We start from the raw sequence: 18,011 nt of genomic DNA, 5'->3' as shown, positions 1-18,011 counted from the left end.
CAGGTCAGCCGTCCGTCGCCAATCCCTGCACGGGGGAGAGCCGTGCGGCCCGCCGTGCAGGCATCACGGAGGCAACGAGCCCGGCGACGACGGCGACTGCCAGCACCCCGAGCAATTGCAGCCAGGGGAACGACGGCGTGACGGCGGCTACCAATCCAAGTGCCGACTGCGCGCCCAACCATCCGTACAGCATTCCGAGTGCGACGCCCAGCAGCGCGGCCACCCCCGCGATGAGGACCGCCTCGACGGCGAGCATCCCCCGCAACTGGCCCCTGGTGAGGCCGAGCGCACGCAGCAGTGCCGATTCCCTGGTGCGTTCCAGCACCGACAGCGAGAGCGTATTGGCCACGCCGATTAGCGCGATCAATACGGCAACGGCCAGCAGTGCGGTGACGACGAGGAGCAACACATCGATGATCTGGTTGAATGTCGCCCGCTCCAGCGCTGCTCCGGAAACGAGGTACTCGGGCAGGCCGAGGCTGTCCACGATCTCGGTGCGCAATGAGGTGATTTCACCGGATCCAAGCGAGTTGTCAACCTTGAGCCAGAGGATACTGCCGGGGGTCTCGGCATTGTCCATGACTCCCAGGCTCTCCGCCGTGGCTTCGCTGATCAGCGGCACGATCGTCCGGCTCTCGGCCACTGCAACGGGCAGCGTCTGCTCGGTGAAGGAACCCTGGACCGTGAGTTGCGTCAGGTCCGTTCCATCGGGCATGACAACGGCGTCCTCGCGTGGGTAGGCGGTTTCGGAGCGCAGTACTGCAGCCGCGTCCTCGTCCGAGAGGGTGTAGACCGTCTGCGATCCCGCTTCTTCGCCCGTGACTGCGACGGGAGTGGGTTGAGCTACCGCCTCGACCCCGTCGATAGCCAGCAGCGAAGACACGGCTTCAGCAGGGTTTGCACCTTCGAGCTGGACGGCCAGGTCAACCGGGTAGTTCTGGGCCAGAGCATCGTCGAAGGCGGTGCGGGAGGTTTGCGCGCCCGCCATCATCATGCTGACCAGGGTGACCCCTACGATGAGCGCGGTGGCGGTCGCCGTGGTCCGGGCGGGGTTGCGCACCGCGTTGACGGCGGCCAGGGTCCCCGGCACGCCGAGCGGTTTCGCCAGCCGCCCTACCCAGGTGACGAGTGCCGGGACAAATAATCCGGCGCACAGGAGCAGCCCGAGGAAGGACAGCGCGCCGCCCGGTAATGCGATCAACAGGTTCGCCTGAATAGCGCCGACGGCAAGGAGGAGACCGCCGCCAACCACCAGCGCAACCCCGATCCCCAGCCGGACCCGCCCGCGACGGGTACCGATCCCGGCGTAGTCAACGGGGCGAAGCGCCGCGAGCGGTGCGACGGCGGTTGCCGCCCGCGCGGGCACCAGAGCTGCGGCGACAGTCATCAGGACACCCACGACCATTCCCGCGATAACGGCCGACGGCGGCACCGCCAGCGTTGCGAACTCACTGCCCGGCACGGTGCGGGCAAGCTGGACGAGCGTCCACATGACGCCCGTGGCGAGCAGCACTCCCAGGGCCGAGGAAACGAGTCCGACGATCGCGGCCTCAAGGAGTACTGAACGTCGGATCTGGCCGCGGCCGGCACCGATGCAGCGCAGCAGCGCCAGTTCGCGCGTCCGCTGGGCGACCAGCACCGAGAAGGTGTTGGAGATGACCAGCGCAGTCACGATCACCGCGACCACGGCGAAGGCCAGCAGCACGATGGTCAGCTGGTCCTGCCCGCCGGACAGTGCGGCAACATCCTGGGTTGTCTGGTCGGCAGCGGTCAGCGCAGTGGCGGGGACGCCGTCGTCGTTCAGGGTTTGTACGATCGCCGCGCCCACCCCGGCGGTGTCCGCCGAGTCCGTGAGGAGGAGCTGCAGCCGCGCGGCGGAGGCGTCCGGGGCAAGGGCGGCCACCTGGGAATCGGTTGCGTGCAGCTGGATCATTCCGGAGGCAAACGGGTGGTCGGAAGGTTCGGTGATGCCGACGACCGTGAGTTCCGTTCCGCCCGCTGCGATGCTCTCCTCGGGCGATCCGGCGCCAAGCGCAGCTGCCGTGGCGGTGTCACCGGCGGACAGGCCAAGCTGCCCGGCCGCGTCCGAGTCGATGAGGATCTCACCGTCAGCCTCCGGCAGCACCCCCTCCGTCAGCACGACGGTTTCCAGCGCCTCCGGTGCGAGTGTGGCGAGGGTGGCGATGTTCGTTGTATCGGACACCGCAAGCACAACGGCGCCTTGCGTATCAGCGTGGACGGTGTCGACGCCGGAAATGGAGGCAACGCGTTCGGCAGCGTCTGCCGGGAGCGGACCCCCGTTCTCGGAGGAGACCACCAGGTCTGCGTTGGCGTATTCGGTGCCGATGCTGTTCTGGAGGGTGGCCGTCGTCGTCCCGCCGACCATCAGGGTGGCGGCGAGGAAACCGACGCCGAGCATCACGGCAAGCCCGACGGCGATATACCGGCGGGCGTGCCTCGCGACCTGGGAGAGCGCAACAGTCAACACGGTCAGGCTCCCAGCTGCGAGAGGGCGGCGAGGATGGCTTCGGGGGTGCTGCGGTCGAGTTCGCCGACCAGCCGGCCGTCCTGCATGAGGATCACGCCGTCTGCGTAGGAGGCCGCCACCGGGTCATGGGTGACCATGATGATGCTCTGTCCCATCTCGGAGCTGCTGCGGCGCAGCAAGGACAGCACCTCGGCGCCGGAGCGTGAATCAAGGTTGCCGGTGGGCTCGTCGCCGAAGATGACATCCGGGCGGGTGAGCAGGGCACGGGCAACTGCGACGCGCTGCTGCTGGCCGCCGGAGAGTTCGTGCGGGCGGTGGGTGAGGCGGTCCGTGAGCCCGAGGATGGTGCAGATCTGGGTCAGCCATTCCCGGTCGACCGATCCGCCGGCCAACGCAACGGGCAGCGTGATGTTCTGCTCCGCCGTGAGGGTGGGGATGAGATTGAAGGACTGGAAAACGAAGCCCACGCGGTCGCGCCGGAGCCTTGTCAGATCAGCGTCGGGCAGTCCCGTGATATCGGTGCCGCCGATCGAGATGCTTCCGGAGTCGGCGGTGTCCAGTCCGGCGAGGCAGTGCATGAGCGTGGACTTTCCCGAGCCGGAGGGACCCATGATGGCGGTGAAACGTCCGGCCGGGAAGCTGACCGTGACGTCGCTGAGGGCCTGGACGGTGGTGTTGCCGCGGCCGTAAGACTTGTTCAGGGAGACGGCAGCGACCGCCGCTGAAGAAACTGGTGTGGGACCCGATGGCGCTGCGGCCGTTGAAGAATGCGATGTCATGGCTTCAACGCTACGCAAGTGCCTTGGCCAGCGGATCGACCGGCGGGAGGTTCTTGAAGGCCCGGTTCTCCTACCGCGGGATGAGATCCGACGCCTGCAATCTCATCCACTCTTCAATAGATGACCTTTAGAAACGATTCAAGCGTCATCTATTGGAGAGTCGATGCGGTCCGGCCGGGTCAGGGGCGAACGACGCCGGCCTCGTAGGCCATCACCACCGCCTGCACCCGGTCCCTCGCCGCGAGTTTGGCGAGGATGTGCCCCACATGGGTCTTCACGGTCGCCTCCGAGAGAAACAGGTCGCCGGCGATCTCGGTGTTCGAGCGACCCTGCGCAATCAGCGTGAACACCTCGCGCTCGCGTGCCGTCAAGGTTCCGACTGCGGTGGTCGCCGCCTCATTGGTGGCGGACGGCTGGCGCAGCAGCGGAGCCACATGGTCCAACAGCCTGCGGGTGGTCGAGGGCGCAATGACGGCGTCTCCCCGGTGCACGGTCCGGATTGCCTCCAGCAGTTCTTCGGGCGGAGCATCCTTAAGCAGGAAACCGCTGGCACCGGCCTGGATGGCGGCGAGGGCGTACTCGTCGAGGTCGAACGTGGTGAGCACGATGATGCGCGGACCGGCACCCTGCGCCTGTTCAAGAATGCGCCGGGTCGCCTCGATCCCGTCCATTCCGGGCATCCGGACATCCATGAGTACGACGTCGGCGGGCGCCGCAGCGAGCATGGCCACCGCTTCGGACCCGGTTCCGGCCTGGCACCGGACTTCCAGATCCGGCTGGGAGTTGATGAGCATCGAAAAACCGCTGCGGACCAGTTGCTGGTCGTCAACGAGGCCTACCCGGATAGGCGCGGGGGTGTTCGGGCTGCTCATTCAGGCCTCCGTATAGGGAATAACAGCGTGGACCCGGAAACCGCCGCCGCTCAAGGGCGCGGCCACCAGGCTTCCATCGTAGAGTTTCAGGCGCTCGGCCATGCCCTTTATGCCTTGCCCGGCCCCCGCGGTGGTGCTGTCCGAGGCGGCGCCGCGGCCGTCGTCGTCGACGGTGATTTCCAGGCCCCTCGCGGTCCAGGCGAGCTGGGCCGATGCGGAGGCCTTCGGTCCGGCATGTTTGAGCACGTTGGTGAGCGATTCCTGCACCACCCGGTACGCGGTGAGTTCGGCGCCGGCGGGAAGCGGCCTGCGCGGTGTTCCTTCGGAAGCGACCGAGATGTCCAGTCCGGCCCGGCGAACGGTTGCGACCAGTTCAGGAACGTCCGCGAGGGTGGGCAGGGGACGGACGGGGGCGTCGTCGTCGTTCCGTAGGACGCCCAGCAGCCGGCGCATCTCACGCAGCGATGCCCGCCCGGTCTCCGCGATGGTGCCGAGGGTTGAGGTCGCGACGGCGGGATCCGCGGCTCCGGCGTAGCGTGCGCCGTCGGCCTGGGCGATCATGACGGACAGGGAGTGCGCAACGATGTCGTGCATCTCACGTGCGATGTGGTTGCGTTCATCTGCCGCGGCGAGGTCCCGTTCCTGCTGCCGCTCGACCTCCAGGCGCCGTGCGCGGTCCTGGAGCGCCTGGATGGTGAGCCGGCGGTTCCGTGCCAGGTCGCCGAAGGTCCAGCACAGCAGCACCACCGCAAGGGCAAAGAACATGTAGAGCGCATACAGCGGCAGGTCTGCGAAACCGGTGAGGGTCTGGTTGAAACCGAACTGCGTGATGCCAACAACCATGCCGAAGGCTGCCAGCCCCAATCCACCGAGGCCGGCCCAGCGAGGCGCGTATGCAGCCAGGGCGTACACCATGATGAGGACGCTGAGCTGCGCCGGAACGGGAGGGTGGTTGATGGCCAGCTGGCCCAGCGAAACGGCGGCAACCACCGACGCCGCGGCCACCGTCCTGCTCCGCCTCCAGGCAAGCGGGATCACCAGGGCCGTGGAGATCGCAAACTCCACCGGGCTGAACAGCAGAACGTAGGGCAACGCGAGCACCACAAAAGCGATAACGGCGAGCGAAAGATCGACGGTGCCCTGTCTTTCCCGCAGCCAGGAGGCTATCCGGTGATGCGTGTCCATGGCTTCCAACTGTAGGGCGCACCCGTGGCTTCAACATCGGTCCGTGGGTGGAGTTGCGCGTTCCCACACCTCGTCTCAACACGTGGGACGGAGTTGTCCATCATGCGGAAAGATTGCCTACCCTATCCATATGACTTCATCCAGCATCAACGTGGCAGTTATTCCCGGCGACGGCATTGGTCCGGAGGTGATCACCGAAGCAGTGAAGGTGTTGCGGAGTGCCACCGCTTCGACGGACGCTGAGCTGAAGCTGACCGAGTACAAGCTGGGCGCGGAGCACTGGCTGGCAACAGGGGAGACCCTTACCGCCCAAACGCTGGAGAACCTGCGCGCCCATGACGCCATTCTTTTCGGGGCGGTCGGAGCGGCTCCCGGGGACACCCGGATTCCCTCGGGACTGATCGAGCGCGAAATGCTGCTCAAGTTGCGCTTCAGCCTGGACCATTATGTGAATCTCCGCCCATCCCGGCTCTACCAGGGGGTGGCCAGTCCGCTGGGCAATCCCGGTGAGATCGACTTCATCGTTGTCCGTGAGGGAACCGAAGGGCCGTATGTCGGCACCGGAGGGTCGCTACGCACAGGTACGCCGCACGAGATCGCGACCGAGGTCTCCATCAACACCGCCCACGGCGTGGAAAGGGTGGTCCGCGATGCCTTCCGGCGCGCCAGTGAGCGTCCGCGCAAGAAGCTCACGCTCGTGCACAAGCACAACGTCCTCGTCTACGCCGGCCACCTCTGGAAGCGCACCGTCGAGGCCGTCGCAGCCGAGTTCCCGGAGGTGACCCATGACTACCTGCACGTGGACGCCGCAATGATCTTCCTCGCCACCGATCCTGCCCGCTTCGACGTGATCGTCACCGACAATCTGTTCGGGGACATCATCACGGACCTCGCGGCGGCTGTCACGGGCGGGATTGGGCTAGCGGCATCGGGCAACATCAACATGGACCGTACGGCGCCGTCGATGTTCGAGCCGGTCCACGGCTCCGCACCGGACATCGCAGGGCAGCAGAAGGCTGACCCGACCGCCGCCATCCTCTCCGCGGCGCTCCTCCTGCATCACCTGGGCTTCGCTGAGCAGGCGGCGAAGATTGAGCAGGCGGTAGAGAACGACGTCGCCGCCCGGTCAGCGGCGCCACGAACCACCGCGGAGATTGGCGATGCTATTGCCGCCGCGGTGTCCTAAGCTGGTTAGGAAGCATTAACTGACTAGCGACATCTTTTTGTCCGACAGCGTGGAGGAACCATGACAGCTACCCAGCTGGAATTCGCCCAGCACCCGTCCGCCAGCCCTCGAACGGAGGCGGAGCGCGAAGCGATTCTCGCAAACCCGGGGTTCGGTAACCACTTCACGGACCACACCGCAGTGGTGGACTTCACGGTTGATGGTTCGGGTGAGGGTGGCTGGGGTAACGCGCGGCTCGAGGCGTACGGCCCCATCGCCATGGATCCGGCAGCTGCAGTGCTGCACTATGGCCAGGAAATCTTCGAGGGTATGAAGGCCTACCGTCATGCGGATGATTCGATCTGGACCTTCCGGCCGGAGGCCAACGCAGCGCGTCTGAACCGCTCTGCCGCGCGGCTTGCACTGCCGCAGCTGCCGGAGGAAATCTTCCTTGAGTCACTCCGCCAGCTGGTCGCCGCAGACAAGGGTTGGGTTCCCACCCGGGACGGCGAGAGCCTCTACCTGCGGCCCTTCATGATCGCCACGGAAGCCTTCCTCGGCGTTCGGCCCGCCCGCGAGGTTTCCTACCGCGTCATCGCCTCGCCGGCCGGAAACTACTTCGGCGGGGAACTGGCTCCGGTCTCCATCTGGGTCTCACGGAACTATGCGCGGGCCGGGCGGGGCGGAACGGGAGCAGCGAAATGCGGCGGCAACTACGCGGCGTCGCTCGCTGCCCAGCTCGAGGCAGAAGCGCACGGCTGCAAGCAGGTCCTCTTCCTGGACCAGTTCAACAACAATGCCGTCGAGGAACTCGGCGGCATGAATGTCTTCTTCGTGTTCAAGGATGGGTCGCTGGTTACTCCCTCACTCAGCGGAACCATCCTCGAGGGCATCACCCGTTCCTCGATCATCCAGCTGGCACAGGACCGCGGGCTGAACGTCCAGGAACGCACCATCACCCTCGATGAGTGGCGGGACGGCGTGGGCAGCGGCGAGATCACCGAGGTTTTCGCCTGCGGCACCGCAGCGGTCATCACCCCCATCGGTGAGCTGAAGGACGGCGACGACGTCATCAGCGCCCCGGATCCCTCCGCGGGTGAGGTCACGATGTCCATCCGCGAGCAGCTCCTGGGAATCCAGACCGGTGCGGTGGAAGACCCGCATGGCTGGCTGACACGTCTGGTCTAGCACAACGGATACGCACAAGCCCGGCCGCTCCCGCAACGGAAGGCCGGGCTTTTGCGTGCGGGGCTAGGACAGGTTGGTGCTGAGGTAGCCCCCGGCGCGCAGCAGTTCGGTGATGTCAGGTTCGGGGAGCGGCTTGCTGAAGAAGTAGCCCTGCCCGCTGACGTCGCCCAGCGTTCGCAGGAATTCCGCCTGGTCGCGGGTCTCGATGCCTTCGAACACCGCGTTCAGCCCGGCTGCGCGGATCAACTGGAAGACAGCCGCCACGAAGTCCGGTTGCCAGGATCCCGTTGTCGGTTCGCGGAGGATGGAGCGGTCCACCTTCACCATGTCCACCGGCAGGCGGCGAAGGTAACTGATGGAGGAGTAGCCCGTGCCGAAGTCGTCGATCTCGATGCACACGCCCAGTTGTTTGAGGCTGAGGAGTGAGTACGTCTCAACTTCGCCTCCGCTGACCAGTGCCGACTCGGTAATCTCGATGACCAGGGATTCCGGCGGAACTCCCATCCGTTTCAGCAGGCCGCGCACGAAATCCACCATGTCCAGCTGGCGCAGTTCGATGGCCGAGATGTTCACCCGCATCTGGAAGTTTTCCGGCAGGGCGAGGGCCGCCCGCCAGATGGCATACTGCTGCAGTGCCGTGGCCATGACCCATCGGTCAAGATCGGAAATTGCCCCAATCTCCTCGGCGAGGGGTATGAACGAGTCCGGTGCGATCATTCCCCTGGTGGGATGCTCCCAGCGCACCAGCACCTCGACGCCGTTGATGGCGCCGTCCTGCAGGTTCACCACAGGCTGGTAATGGACGCACAACTGGTCGGAGCCGATTGCGTCGCGCAGTTCGGCCGCCATCAGGGTACGCAACTGCCGGTCGTAGAGCATCACCGGCTCGAAGGTCCTGATTGTGCTGCGGCCCTCGTTCTTCGCCGCGTACATCGCTGTATCGGCCTCGTGCAGCAGTGATTCGGCGGTATGGTCCGCGGTGGCAAGGCGCAGCCCGATGCTGGCGCGGGAGTACACGCTGAATTCTTCGACGTCGATGCTCTTGGCGAGGACGTCGAGGGTACGGTTGGCGACTCCCAGCGCAATCTCCATGGTGGCTTCGGAGACCAGGATGGCGAACTCGTCGCCGCCCAGTCGCGCAACTGTGTCCGTGGCCCGCACCACGCCCCGCAGCCGTTCGGCGACTTCACACAGCACGTCGTCGCCGGCGTCGTGTCCGAAGCGGTCATTGACGTTCTTGAACGAGTCAAGGTCCAGCAGGAGCAAAGCCGGGGGAGCAGCGCCCTGCTTATGCTCGCTGAGAGCGAGGTCAATTTTCTCCACCAGGTCCACCCGGTTGGAGAGCCCGGTCAGCGAATCCGTCATTGCCATCCGCTTCATGTCCAGGTGCGCCTGGTGCAGCATGGCTGTACGGTTCTCTACACGCTTCTCGAACTGGCGGTACACCAGCTCGAGTTCTTCGGCGAGCAGGTTCACACCGGTGATGACGGCGTCGACGTCGTCCCGCGCGGGTGAGGTTTCCATCCGGCTGCTGAGATCCCCGCGTGAGAGTCGGACGATACCGTCTACCAGCATCGCCAGCCGCGGGTCGCCGTCCTCAGGAGTCATCCGTGTGCTCCAGTAACCATGCGACGGCCGCTTCCTCGTCGGAAAAGTATCGGGTGGGGCAGGGAGGCGGCTCCCCGCCGAGGAGGAAGTTGGCCAGGACACGATCCACCGATGTGGCTCCCAGGACGGCGATTGCGGAGGAGGATCTCGAACTGCTGAACACCGCCCTGGCCTCCCTGCTGAAATTGAGGACGCCGCTGATCACCAGGAGAACGGGCCGGAGCCCAGTGCCCGCTTCATCGCGCGCACGTTGGGCGAATTCCTCCGCCAGCTCCCCCGAAATATGCTGGCCCTCCGGCAGGATCAGCCGGGTGATGGGAGCCGTGGCGCTACCGGCAGGCTCCTGGGGCGTTTCCGGACTTTCAATGTGTTCCAGCGAGACTGCATTCATGGTGGCCGTCCGCCTTCCTTCCTGATGCGCCGGGGTATGACGCGGGGTTTGGTCCTACGGAACTAACGTACAGAAATACGACGACGGCGGTCGTTGCTTCCACGCATGTCGCGGTTCAGTCTCCGGTCACCGTGGTAGAGAATGGCTTCCCAATCAGCTTCCTCCGGGGCCTTCTGGACCACCGGTGATTCCTCCTGGCGGGGCTTCCTGGGCTCCACGTACAGCCAGTTCAGGACGCCCAGCACCGTGTCAACAAGCGAGTTCTTCAGGCCGATGTACGCGCGGATGGCGTAGAAAGCGAGCAGTGCGTTCAGGGCCGCAAAACCGGCGTTGACCCAGTTTTCGCTCACTACATCGCGCCAGACAGTGAACAGCGAGAAGGCGACGATGAGGAATGGAACCACCACGTAGAGCGCGGGAGCAGCCGTGCGGTCCTTCACCTTCGGCGTGCGCACGAACGGGATCTTCTCCCCGGTGAACGCCTGCTGGATGGATTTGAGAACTCCGGCAAGGTTCACGGGCAGGAGCACGATGTTGAAGCCGTAGATGCGGAAGATGTCGCTGAAGCGGTGACCGCAGTCTCGCAGGTCGCTGCCCATGGCGAGGAAGTAGGGGAGTGCGGCGACAAACACCAGTGGGCTGAGCAGGCGGCTGTCGTAGGGGTAGGCGAGCAGGAAAAGCAGACCGAAGCTCGCCCATGCGATGGAGGCCATGTAGTTGACGCGCAGCAGTACTTCGCGGAAGAGGATCCGTTCGCGCCGGTGCCTTCGTTCACGTAACTGGTTCCACAGTTTCGGCACGATCAGCAGCCCACCGTTGGCCCACCGTCGCCGTTGGACCACGAGCGAGCCGAAGTCAGGCGGAGTGGCGCTGTAGCTGAGCCGCTCGGGGTAGTTGACGAGCGTCCAGCCGTGCGCGCCCAGGTCCACGCTCGACTCGGTGTCCTCGATGACGGTCCGGTCCTGGATATAGGTCTTGATGTCGAAGCCGCCGACGTTTTCCACCTCCACGATGTCCTCGATCGCACGCTTCCGGATGACGGCGTTGGCGCCCACCCAGAAGGTTGCGCCGTAGTAGCTCATTCCCTGGTGCAGGATGTGCTGAATGTCGGTTGTTGCCCCCGCCACCCGCTCGATCCGCGTTGGCGCGCCGCGGAAGGACGAGTACGGGGTCTGGGTAACCGCGACGCGCTCGTTGCCGGGTGTCTCGAGAAGGTGGACGAGACGGAGACAGTAATCGCGCAGGAGCAGGGAGTCGGCGTCGAGCGTCAACAGGTAGGTTGAGTCCGGGATGTCGAGGTCGTCGACGTGCGGCTCGGTTGCGGGCCGGAGTACGACGCCGTTGGCTGCCTTTTCCTTGCGCCACCGGCCTCCCATGAGGGAGATGTACGCATTCAGGTTCATCGCCTTGTTGGCTTCGTGCGAGAGTGACGCGTACAGCTTGCGCTCGAAGGTATCCACCCGCACCGCGAAGATCCGCTGAAGCCTCACGTAGAGCTCGATCATCCGGTCAGGATCCGGTGATGATCCCTGCGCAAGCGCAGCTTTGAGGGCAAGAATGCTCAGGCGCAGTTCGCGGGCGAGGCCCATCAGCACCAGGTCAACGAAGAATTCATCGACGTGGTCAGCCACGGCCTCGTTCTCGGCCATGGTTTCCAGCCAGGCCGCTGCTGCCTCGTACTCCGCGATCAGGCGAGGGAGTTCGTCGTCGTGCGTTGACTCTGCCTGGAGGCGTTCACGGAAGCCGGCCAGCGCGGCTTCGAACCGCATGGCGGGTTGCAGCAGCTGACGCTCGATATCACCGGCCAGCGCGCGGGTGGCCTCCAGTCGGGCCCGGATCAGCGGATCCGTGGGGTGAGGGGGATCGTCAAGCAGGAGGGTCACCCGCAGGTCGGGGAATTCCTGAAGCGCCGCAGACCACAGCGTCGCCCGGACAACAGCAGGCTCTTCCGCGTAGGAGGGCACCAGCACGGTGATGCCGTGGGTGTAATCCGCGAAGTGGCGGTCAAGTTCGCCGCGCGGCACCCGGCGGTGGTCACGGAAGCGGTAGAGCGCGCCCTGCCGTGCGAGGAGGTACATGAGGGCGGAGAAGGTCAGGAAGGTGACGACCACCAGGTAGAACACCGCTTCAAGCTGGAACCTGAAGTCACCCGAAGGGTTCTCGGAAAGCTCCCGCAGGACGGTGGAAATGACGTAGGCGGTCCACCCGAGCACGGTGACGGCGATGCCCAACCGGCCGAGCGCGATCTTTCGGCGCGATGGTTGGGGATGCACTATGGAGAGCGGCTCCGAGCGCTTCTCCGATCCCCACTGACGACGCCGCGTTCCTCCGGTGGACTCCGCCGAAACGGTATCCACGGAAGCAGTTACGGAAACATTCTGTTGCATCCGCCCCCCACCTGCTCGAAGGACCTCCCCATCGGATGGCCCTGATGTGTGTGATTGCCGCATCAGGGCAGGTGACGGTCCTGCTCGAACGGCGCGCCGCACGTGAATGCGCCAAGGTGACGGCCCGGCGCTGCAGCGTGTGACGGACGAAATAGTACCACCATTTTGTTCCGGGTCATCAGGGGCGTTACGATACGGCACACCGTTCCCGTTCGAACGGTCTCGTACCTGGGGGACCCATGTCCAAACGTTTTCCCGGCCGCCGGCTTTCGCCGGTCCGGCTTTCCATAGTCGCTGCCATCACCGGTGCATTGGTTGTGTCCACCGTCGTGGGGTGGAACCGTTTCGAGGATGTCCGTGCTGCCGCCGGCGGTGGGTCCTGGTTCGCCGGTTACGTCGATGCGACCGCCACGCCGCTTTACCCGTTCGAACAGCCCGCCTCTGAGCAGGGCAGAAGCGTTGTGCTGTCCTTCATCGTGGCGGATCCCGAGGACGGCTGCACGCCGTCCTGGGGTGCAGCCTATTCTCTCGACGAAGCACAGACTGAACTGGACCTCGATCGCCGGATTGCGCGCCTCACCCAGGATGGAGGTGAGGTTGCGGTGTCATTTGGAGGACTGCTCAATGACGAGCTCGCCCGGACCTGCACCGACGTCCGGCAGCTGGCCGCTGCCTACCGGACCGTCGTTGAGCGTTATGACCTGACCACGATCGACCTGGACATCGAGGGCGAGGACCTGGCCGACGCCGAAGCCGCCACGCGCCGGGCTGAGGCCGTGGCGCTGCTCCAGGAGGAGCGACGTTCCGACGGCGAACCACTGAACGTGTGGTTGACGCTCCCGGTTGCGCCGTCGGGCCTGACTGTTGGGGGCACCGATGCAGTGACCGCGATGCTCGACGGCGGCGTGGATCTTGCGGGCGTGAACATCATGACCATGGACTATGGCGGAAGCAGGGAAGCCGGCGTGTCCCAGCTCGATGCGTCCATCGCTGCGGCCCGTGCCACCCACTCCCAGCTTGGCGTGCTCTATGACCGCGCAGGCACCAGCCTTGGTCCGCAGACCCTCTGGAAGAAGATCGGCCTGACACCGATGATCGGACAGAACGACGTTCCGGCGGAGGTCTTCGACCTGGAGGCCGCGGCCGCCTTCAACACTTTCGCCGTGGATACGGGAGTTGGCCGCATGTCCATGTGGTCCCTGAACCGCGATGCGACGTGCAGCGACAACTACGGTGATGTCTCAGTGGTCTCAGACAGCTGCAGCGGAATTGAGCAGGACGGCATGCTGTTCGCCGAACTGCTGGGTGCGGGGTTCGAGGGGCGCGCCGCAACGCTGAACTCGGTGCCCACAACCCCTGAAGCGACGCCTGAGCCGATCGCTGATGACCCGGAGACCAGCCCGTATCCCATCTGGTCGGAGGAAGCCACCTACGTTGCCGAGGATCGCGTGGTGTGGCGTGGGAAGGTGTACGCGGCGAAATACTGGACCACCGGCGACGTTCCGGACAACCCGGTTTTGCAGGCCGCGGAGACTCCCTGGACGCTGATCGGCCCGGTGCTGCCGGGGGAGAAGCCCCTTCCCGTGGTGACGGCCCCGCCTGAGACCTACCCGGGTTGGGATGCCGAGAAGGTCTACGAGAAGGGCGACCGGATACTGTTCGACGGCCATGTCTTCGAGGCGAAGTGGTGGAACCGCAGCGACAGCCCGGAGGCCGCATTGCAGGCTTCGGACTCCTCGCCGTGGCGGAAGTTCTCCAGCGAAGAAGTGAAGGACCTGCTCGAAGAACTTCAGTGAGTTTGGTCCGGTTAGAGGTTGGCGGAGCGGTGAAGATCCTCGATCAGATTCCCTACGTGTGCCTCGCGGTCCGGCGATCCTGACTGGCGGAACAGTTCCTGGCTCTTCTCGAGCTGGAACAACCCTTCGAGGGAATCGCCTGAGCGGGCCAGAGCCTGCCCCAGCAGCATGTACGCCTCGGCTGCCGTCTGGCTGGCGAGCAGTTCCGACGCCTGGCAGATAGGGCGAAGGCGTTCGACGGCGGCATCGTACTGGCCCGTAAGGAACAGCCAATGGGCGCGGGTCAGGGAGAGTTCAAGCTTGTCGCGTTCACTTCCACCGACAATCGACGCCGCCATCTCGGCCCGCTCGATGCATTCGAGCGTCTCGGGCTCGACGACGCCGCCGGCGAGACGCTTCGCCGCTGAAGCGCGATTAAAACGTGCCCAGAGATCAAGATCGTTCGACGGCGACAGGTTGTCCGCAGCGCGGCGATGGTAATCAGTGCCGGTGGCGGAGTCCCGGCGCAGATATGCCACATTCCCGATTACCCAGTACGCCTTGCCTGCCGTTTGAGAATTGACCTCGGGTGTAATGAGGTCTGCGAGGTGAAGGCATTCCTGCCAGGCCTCCTCAACCCGGTCGCTTTCAGCGAGGGCAGCGATGAGGGCGTGCTGGGCTCCAATGCGAAGCTCAGGTGAATCGGCGGCCCTGCTCGCCATCGTAACTGCGTACCGGGCTTCCTGAGCTGCCTCGGCCAGGCTGCCCTGCCCCTGCATTGTGCCCGCCAAGAATACGGAAACTCGAGCGGCGAGGTCGGGGTAACGCAGAGTGAGTGGATCCTCGCGTAAAGACACTGCCACAGACTGTGCCTCTTGAAAGGCGCCGTCCTTCTTTATGCATTCCGCCTGCAGAAACGCCATGTTCCATCGCGCATTGTCATCGCCATCTGCCTCGGCGGCGTCCTGTGCTTCCCGCGCGATCCGGCGAGCCGACTGGTAGTCGCGCTGGGACCAGGCGTCGCGGGCGCGAAGCTCGAGGAAAACGTGCTCGCCGGGTTCCTGGACTTGACTCATGGCCCTCACTTCAATGGTGCTCTTGTGGTTGCCCCCGACCTTATTCTGTCAGCTTCGGGCACCCTAAGACACAAGAATGAGGTTAAACACAAGAATGAGGTTAAAGACGCTCTGATTCCATAACGGCCGTAAAAACTGCGGAAAAGATGAGACTTTGCGTACCGGGTTACTTGAGAGCGCTCCATATACTGAAGGGGCTGTGCAACGTTGAAGGCAATCGGCCTTCCGCGTCCATCGAGATGACTAAGGGAACAAGCATGAAGAGAGTCTCCGCAACACTGTTGCTGACTGCGCTGCTTCTGGTTGGGGGCGGCACGGCTGCTCAGGCCGCGAAGGTTGGCGACTGGCCGGACCGCACCACTACAACCAAAGTTGGCGACTGGCCTGACCGCACGTACACCACTACCCGTGTAGGCGACTGGCCAGACTAACCAGTACGGCTTCGTAAACCATCAGCCGACCGCGGAGAACAGAAATCCTGTTCTCCACGGTCAGCTCTTTTAACGGCGTTTCCCGCGCAGGTCAGACCCGCATGCCTGCGACGATTTCGCGCACATGTGCCGCTCGGTCGTGGGCGCCGGCGTGCTCGAAGCACTGTTCACTGGTTTCGAAGTGTGCAAGGGCTTCCAGTTCCTCGTCCCGCGCGACCAGCGCCTGGCCCAGCAGGAGGTTCGCTTCTCCCTCGGTCTGTTTGGAGAGGACTGAGCCTTCCGCACAGATCGGTCGGAGCCGCTCGATGGCTGCGTTCAGCTGACCCGTCAGCAAAAGCCAATGTGACCGCGTAAGGGATAGCTGCAGCTGATCGCGTTCTGTGCCGCCAACAATGCTGCTTGCGACCTCCGCACGCTCGATGCATTCGAGTGTTTCTGCATCCACCACTCCGGCGGTGAGGCGCAGGGCGGCCGAAGCTCGGTTGAAGTGGGCCCACAGCTCGAGATCGTTGTTGGGTGAGAGTTGTTCAGCAGCCAGGCGGTGGAAGCGGGTGCCGTCGTCGACCTGGTGCCGCATGAATGCGACGTTTCCAACCGCCCAATACGCCTTGCCCGCCGTCTGGGCGTGGACTCCAGGGGTAATGAGGGTGGAGAGGCCAAGACAGGTGGTCCAGGCGTCGTCAAGCCGGTCGCTTTCCGCCAGCGCCGCAATCAGCGCGTGGTGGGCATCGATCTGAAGTTCCGGCGCCCCATCCACACGGGCAGAACTATCCACTGCGATTTGTGCGTCCGTGACGGCCTGGTCTAGGTGTCCGAGCCCCTGCAAGCAAACCGCGATGAGCGTGTGGATGCGTGCCAGGAGGGCATCTGATCCCAGGGTGAGGCTGTTACTCCCGAGGGTCCGGCCAATCTCGAGCGCTTCTTCGAGCAGACCTTCTTCCCGGAAACATTCGGCCTGCAGGAAGGTCATGTTCCACCAGGCATGATGATCCTCGGCCTCAATAGCGAGTTCGACGGCGGTTGCTGCGATGTTCCTTGCCACGCTGTAATCCCGCTGGCTCCAAGCTTCGCGGGCGCGCAGCTCATGCATCACCAGATCGCCCGACCGCCGTGCTGCTGCCACTGTGGTCCCTCCATCGTTCTAGATACGCCTTCGACCGGCGATGATCACGCAGCGTGCGCGACTGCCCCGAGTTTATGCGGAAAACGACCCGCTAAACAGTGCGAAAAGCAGAGATACTAAGGGGTGTTGCTTTTTCGTATTGAATCGTATACTGAGTCAACCGCAGCGATGTGACTCTGCGCACTCCTAGAGAAATGGGGAACACGTAATGAGGAAACTGTCGGCAGTACTGCTCGTCACCGCTGCGCTCGTCGTCGGAGGCGGCTCGGCCGCCGTCGCGAAGGACGGCAAGGCTCCGGCCACGTATGCCCCGAAGGGCGGCGGAACCACCTACAGCATCATGATCGATAACTGGCCACACTAGCCAGTCCTCCATCACTATCAGGGCCGTCCGGGAAACGCAGGTGCGCTTCCCGGACGGCCCTTCGTGTTTTCCGCTTGCGGTTGCCGGCCGTGTATTAGCCTAGGGAAATGCGTATAGCCCGGTTTGTTTTCAATGATGACCCTACGTTCGGTGTTGTGGAGGGACCCGAGGGGGAAGAGGAACTCGCTGTCATCAGCGGCGATCCTTTCTACGGCGGCATCCAGGCCACGGGCGCACGGCACAAGCTGGAGGATGTCCGGTTGCTTGCCCCCGTTATTCCCCGCAGCAAGGTCATCGGCATCGGACGGAATTACGCAGAGCACGCACGGGAACTGGGTAATGAGGTCCCGCCGGCACCGTTGATGTTCCTCAAACCGAATACGTCGGTGATCGGGCCCGGGGATCCGATTGTTCTCCCATCGTTCTCTGAGGAGATTTCCTACGAGTCGGAACTGGCTGTGGTCATCGGCCGAATCTGCAAGGACGTCCCGCTGGAGCGGGTTGATGACGTCGTGTTCGGTTACACCTGCGCCAATGACCTCACCGCCCGCGACATTCAGAAGACGGACAACCAATGGGCGCGTGCCAAGGGCTTTGACACTTCCTGCCCAATCGGCCCATGGATCGAGACGGAACTCGACACGGAGAATCTCGCGGTGCGCGGCTGGCTCGACGGCGAACTCCGCCAGGACGGCTCCACGGACCAAATGATCTGGGGCGTCCGTGAGCTCGTAGCTTACGTCTCACAGGCCTTCACTCTCTTGCCAGGGGACCTCATCCTGACCGGTACGCCGGCCGGCGTGGGGCTGATCAGCGACGGCCAGCGGTACGAGGTTGAGATCGAAGGCATCGGGCGTCTGTCCAACCCCGCGCGGCGCTGACTCGTCCCGATGATGCGCTCAGGGCTACTGTCATCGCGCCGTGGCTGGCGTCGTCGTCGTGATTGGCTTGTCGCCGTAGCGGTATGTGGGGGACTGTTTGTCGCAGCCCGTTCCGTGCGCATCCTCGATGGACCGCAGGTCCTCGTGTCCGCGCTGGCGGCTGCGGGGTTCGGGGCTATAGCGGCCTTCGGACTGCGTTATTTCCGCCCACACACCTCACTTCGAACGACGACGGTGGTGGGCGCGGCCGTGGCGGCGGTTGCGTTCGGCGGATGGGCGCTGACGGCTGGACAGTAGA

General features: G+C 64.5%; 16 protein-coding genes. 7 read left to right on the top strand and 9 right to left on the bottom strand.

The window, feature by feature from the left end:
- Positions 1-4: 4 nt before the first annotated feature.
- The 4 genes from ACX80C_RS03425 to ACX80C_RS03410 form a co-directional block, all read right to left on the bottom strand.
- Positions 5-2,488, bottom strand: a complete 2,484-nt coding sequence (locus ACX80C_RS03425) for an ABC transporter permease (protein WP_459324829.1) — start codon at positions 2,486-2,488, stop codon at positions 5-7.
- 2 nt (positions 2,489-2,490) lie between these two features.
- A complete protein-coding gene (locus tag ACX80C_RS03420; RefSeq protein WP_459324828.1) occupies positions 2,491-3,267 on the bottom strand; it encodes an ABC transporter ATP-binding protein in 777 nt (258 codons plus the stop codon).
- A gap of 179 nt (positions 3,268-3,446) precedes the next feature.
- A complete protein-coding gene (locus tag ACX80C_RS03415; RefSeq protein ID WP_459324827.1) occupies positions 3,447-4,139 on the bottom strand; it encodes a response regulator in 693 nt (230 codons plus the stop codon).
- Positions 4,140-5,324: a sensor histidine kinase gene (locus tag ACX80C_RS03410; RefSeq protein WP_459324826.1), complete on the bottom strand. Its 1,185-nt coding sequence runs from the start codon at positions 5,322-5,324 to the stop codon at positions 4,140-4,142. It lies immediately after the preceding gene.
- Positions 5,325-5,454: 130 nt separating this feature from the next.
- On the opposite strand from ACX80C_RS03410, the gene ACX80C_RS03405 reads away from it, so the two are divergent.
- A complete protein-coding gene (locus ACX80C_RS03405) occupies positions 5,455-6,510 on the top strand; it encodes a 3-isopropylmalate dehydrogenase (RefSeq protein WP_459324825.1) in 1,056 nt (351 codons plus the stop codon).
- 60 nt (positions 6,511-6,570) lie between these two features.
- Positions 6,571-7,677, top strand: a complete 1,107-nt coding sequence (locus tag ACX80C_RS03400; protein ID WP_459324824.1) for a branched-chain amino acid aminotransferase — start codon at positions 6,571-6,573, stop codon at positions 7,675-7,677.
- 63 nt (positions 7,678-7,740) lie between these two features.
- Here the strand turns inward: ACX80C_RS03400 and ACX80C_RS03395 are convergent, their stop codons facing one another.
- The 3 genes from ACX80C_RS03395 to ACX80C_RS03385 form a co-directional block, all read right to left on the bottom strand.
- Positions 7,741-9,285, bottom strand: a complete 1,545-nt coding sequence (locus ACX80C_RS03395) for a putative bifunctional diguanylate cyclase/phosphodiesterase (RefSeq protein ID WP_459324823.1) — start codon at positions 9,283-9,285, stop codon at positions 7,741-7,743.
- Positions 9,275-9,676 (bottom strand): DUF7793 family protein, encoded by a 402-nt coding sequence (locus ACX80C_RS03390; RefSeq protein ID WP_459324822.1) that lies wholly within the window; start codon positions 9,674-9,676, stop codon positions 9,275-9,277. Before ACX80C_RS03390 ends, ACX80C_RS03395 begins: the two co-directional genes overlap by 11 nt.
- Before the next feature lie 62 nt (positions 9,677-9,738).
- Positions 9,739-12,063 carry a glycosyltransferase family 2 protein gene (locus ACX80C_RS03385; protein WP_459324821.1) on the bottom strand — a complete coding sequence of 775 codons (2,325 nt, stop codon included), beginning with the start codon at positions 12,061-12,063 and terminating at the stop codon, positions 9,739-9,741.
- 239 nt (positions 12,064-12,302) lie between these two features.
- Between ACX80C_RS03385 and ACX80C_RS03380 the strand changes: the two genes are divergently transcribed.
- A complete protein-coding gene (locus ACX80C_RS03380) occupies positions 12,303-13,859 on the top strand; it encodes a chitinase (protein WP_459324820.1) in 1,557 nt (518 codons plus the stop codon).
- Between the two features lie 11 nt (positions 13,860-13,870).
- On the opposite strand, the gene ACX80C_RS03375 is transcribed toward ACX80C_RS03380, so the two are convergent.
- On the bottom strand, positions 13,871-14,914 hold the full coding sequence (locus tag ACX80C_RS03375; protein WP_459324819.1) for a hypothetical protein: 1,044 nt from the start codon (positions 14,912-14,914) through the stop codon (positions 13,871-13,873).
- A 257-nt stretch (positions 14,915-15,171) separates the two neighbouring features.
- On the opposite strand from ACX80C_RS03375, the gene ACX80C_RS03370 reads away from it, so the two are divergent.
- A complete protein-coding gene (locus ACX80C_RS03370) occupies positions 15,172-15,345 on the top strand; it encodes a hypothetical protein (RefSeq protein ID WP_459324817.1) in 174 nt (57 codons plus the stop codon).
- 91 nt (positions 15,346-15,436) lie between these two features.
- Here the strand turns inward: ACX80C_RS03370 and ACX80C_RS03365 are convergent, their stop codons facing one another.
- Positions 15,437-16,468 carry a hypothetical protein gene (locus ACX80C_RS03365; protein WP_459324816.1) on the bottom strand — a complete coding sequence of 344 codons (1,032 nt, stop codon included), beginning with the start codon at positions 16,466-16,468 and terminating at the stop codon, positions 15,437-15,439.
- A gap of 208 nt (positions 16,469-16,676) precedes the next feature.
- Between ACX80C_RS03365 and ACX80C_RS03360 the strand changes: the two genes are divergently transcribed.
- From ACX80C_RS03360 to ACX80C_RS03350, 3 genes are all read left to right on the top strand, one after another.
- Positions 16,677-16,832 carry a hypothetical protein gene (locus tag ACX80C_RS03360; protein WP_459324815.1) on the top strand — a complete coding sequence of 52 codons (156 nt, stop codon included), beginning with the start codon at positions 16,677-16,679 and terminating at the stop codon, positions 16,830-16,832.
- Positions 16,833-16,939: 107 nt separating this feature from the next.
- Positions 16,940-17,713: a fumarylacetoacetate hydrolase family protein gene (locus tag ACX80C_RS03355; RefSeq protein ID WP_459324814.1), complete on the top strand. Its 774-nt coding sequence runs from the start codon at positions 16,940-16,942 to the stop codon at positions 17,711-17,713.
- A 9-nt stretch (positions 17,714-17,722) separates the two neighbouring features.
- On the top strand, positions 17,723-18,010 hold the full coding sequence (locus ACX80C_RS03350) for a hypothetical protein (RefSeq protein WP_459324813.1): 288 nt from the start codon (positions 17,723-17,725) through the stop codon (positions 18,008-18,010).
- Position 18,011 lies beyond the last annotated feature (1 nt).

The organism is Arthrobacter tecti (genome assembly GCF_054511355.1).
The sequence above is the reverse complement of the archived record's forward strand: the minus strand, read 5'-3'. Positions and strand labels throughout refer to the sequence as shown.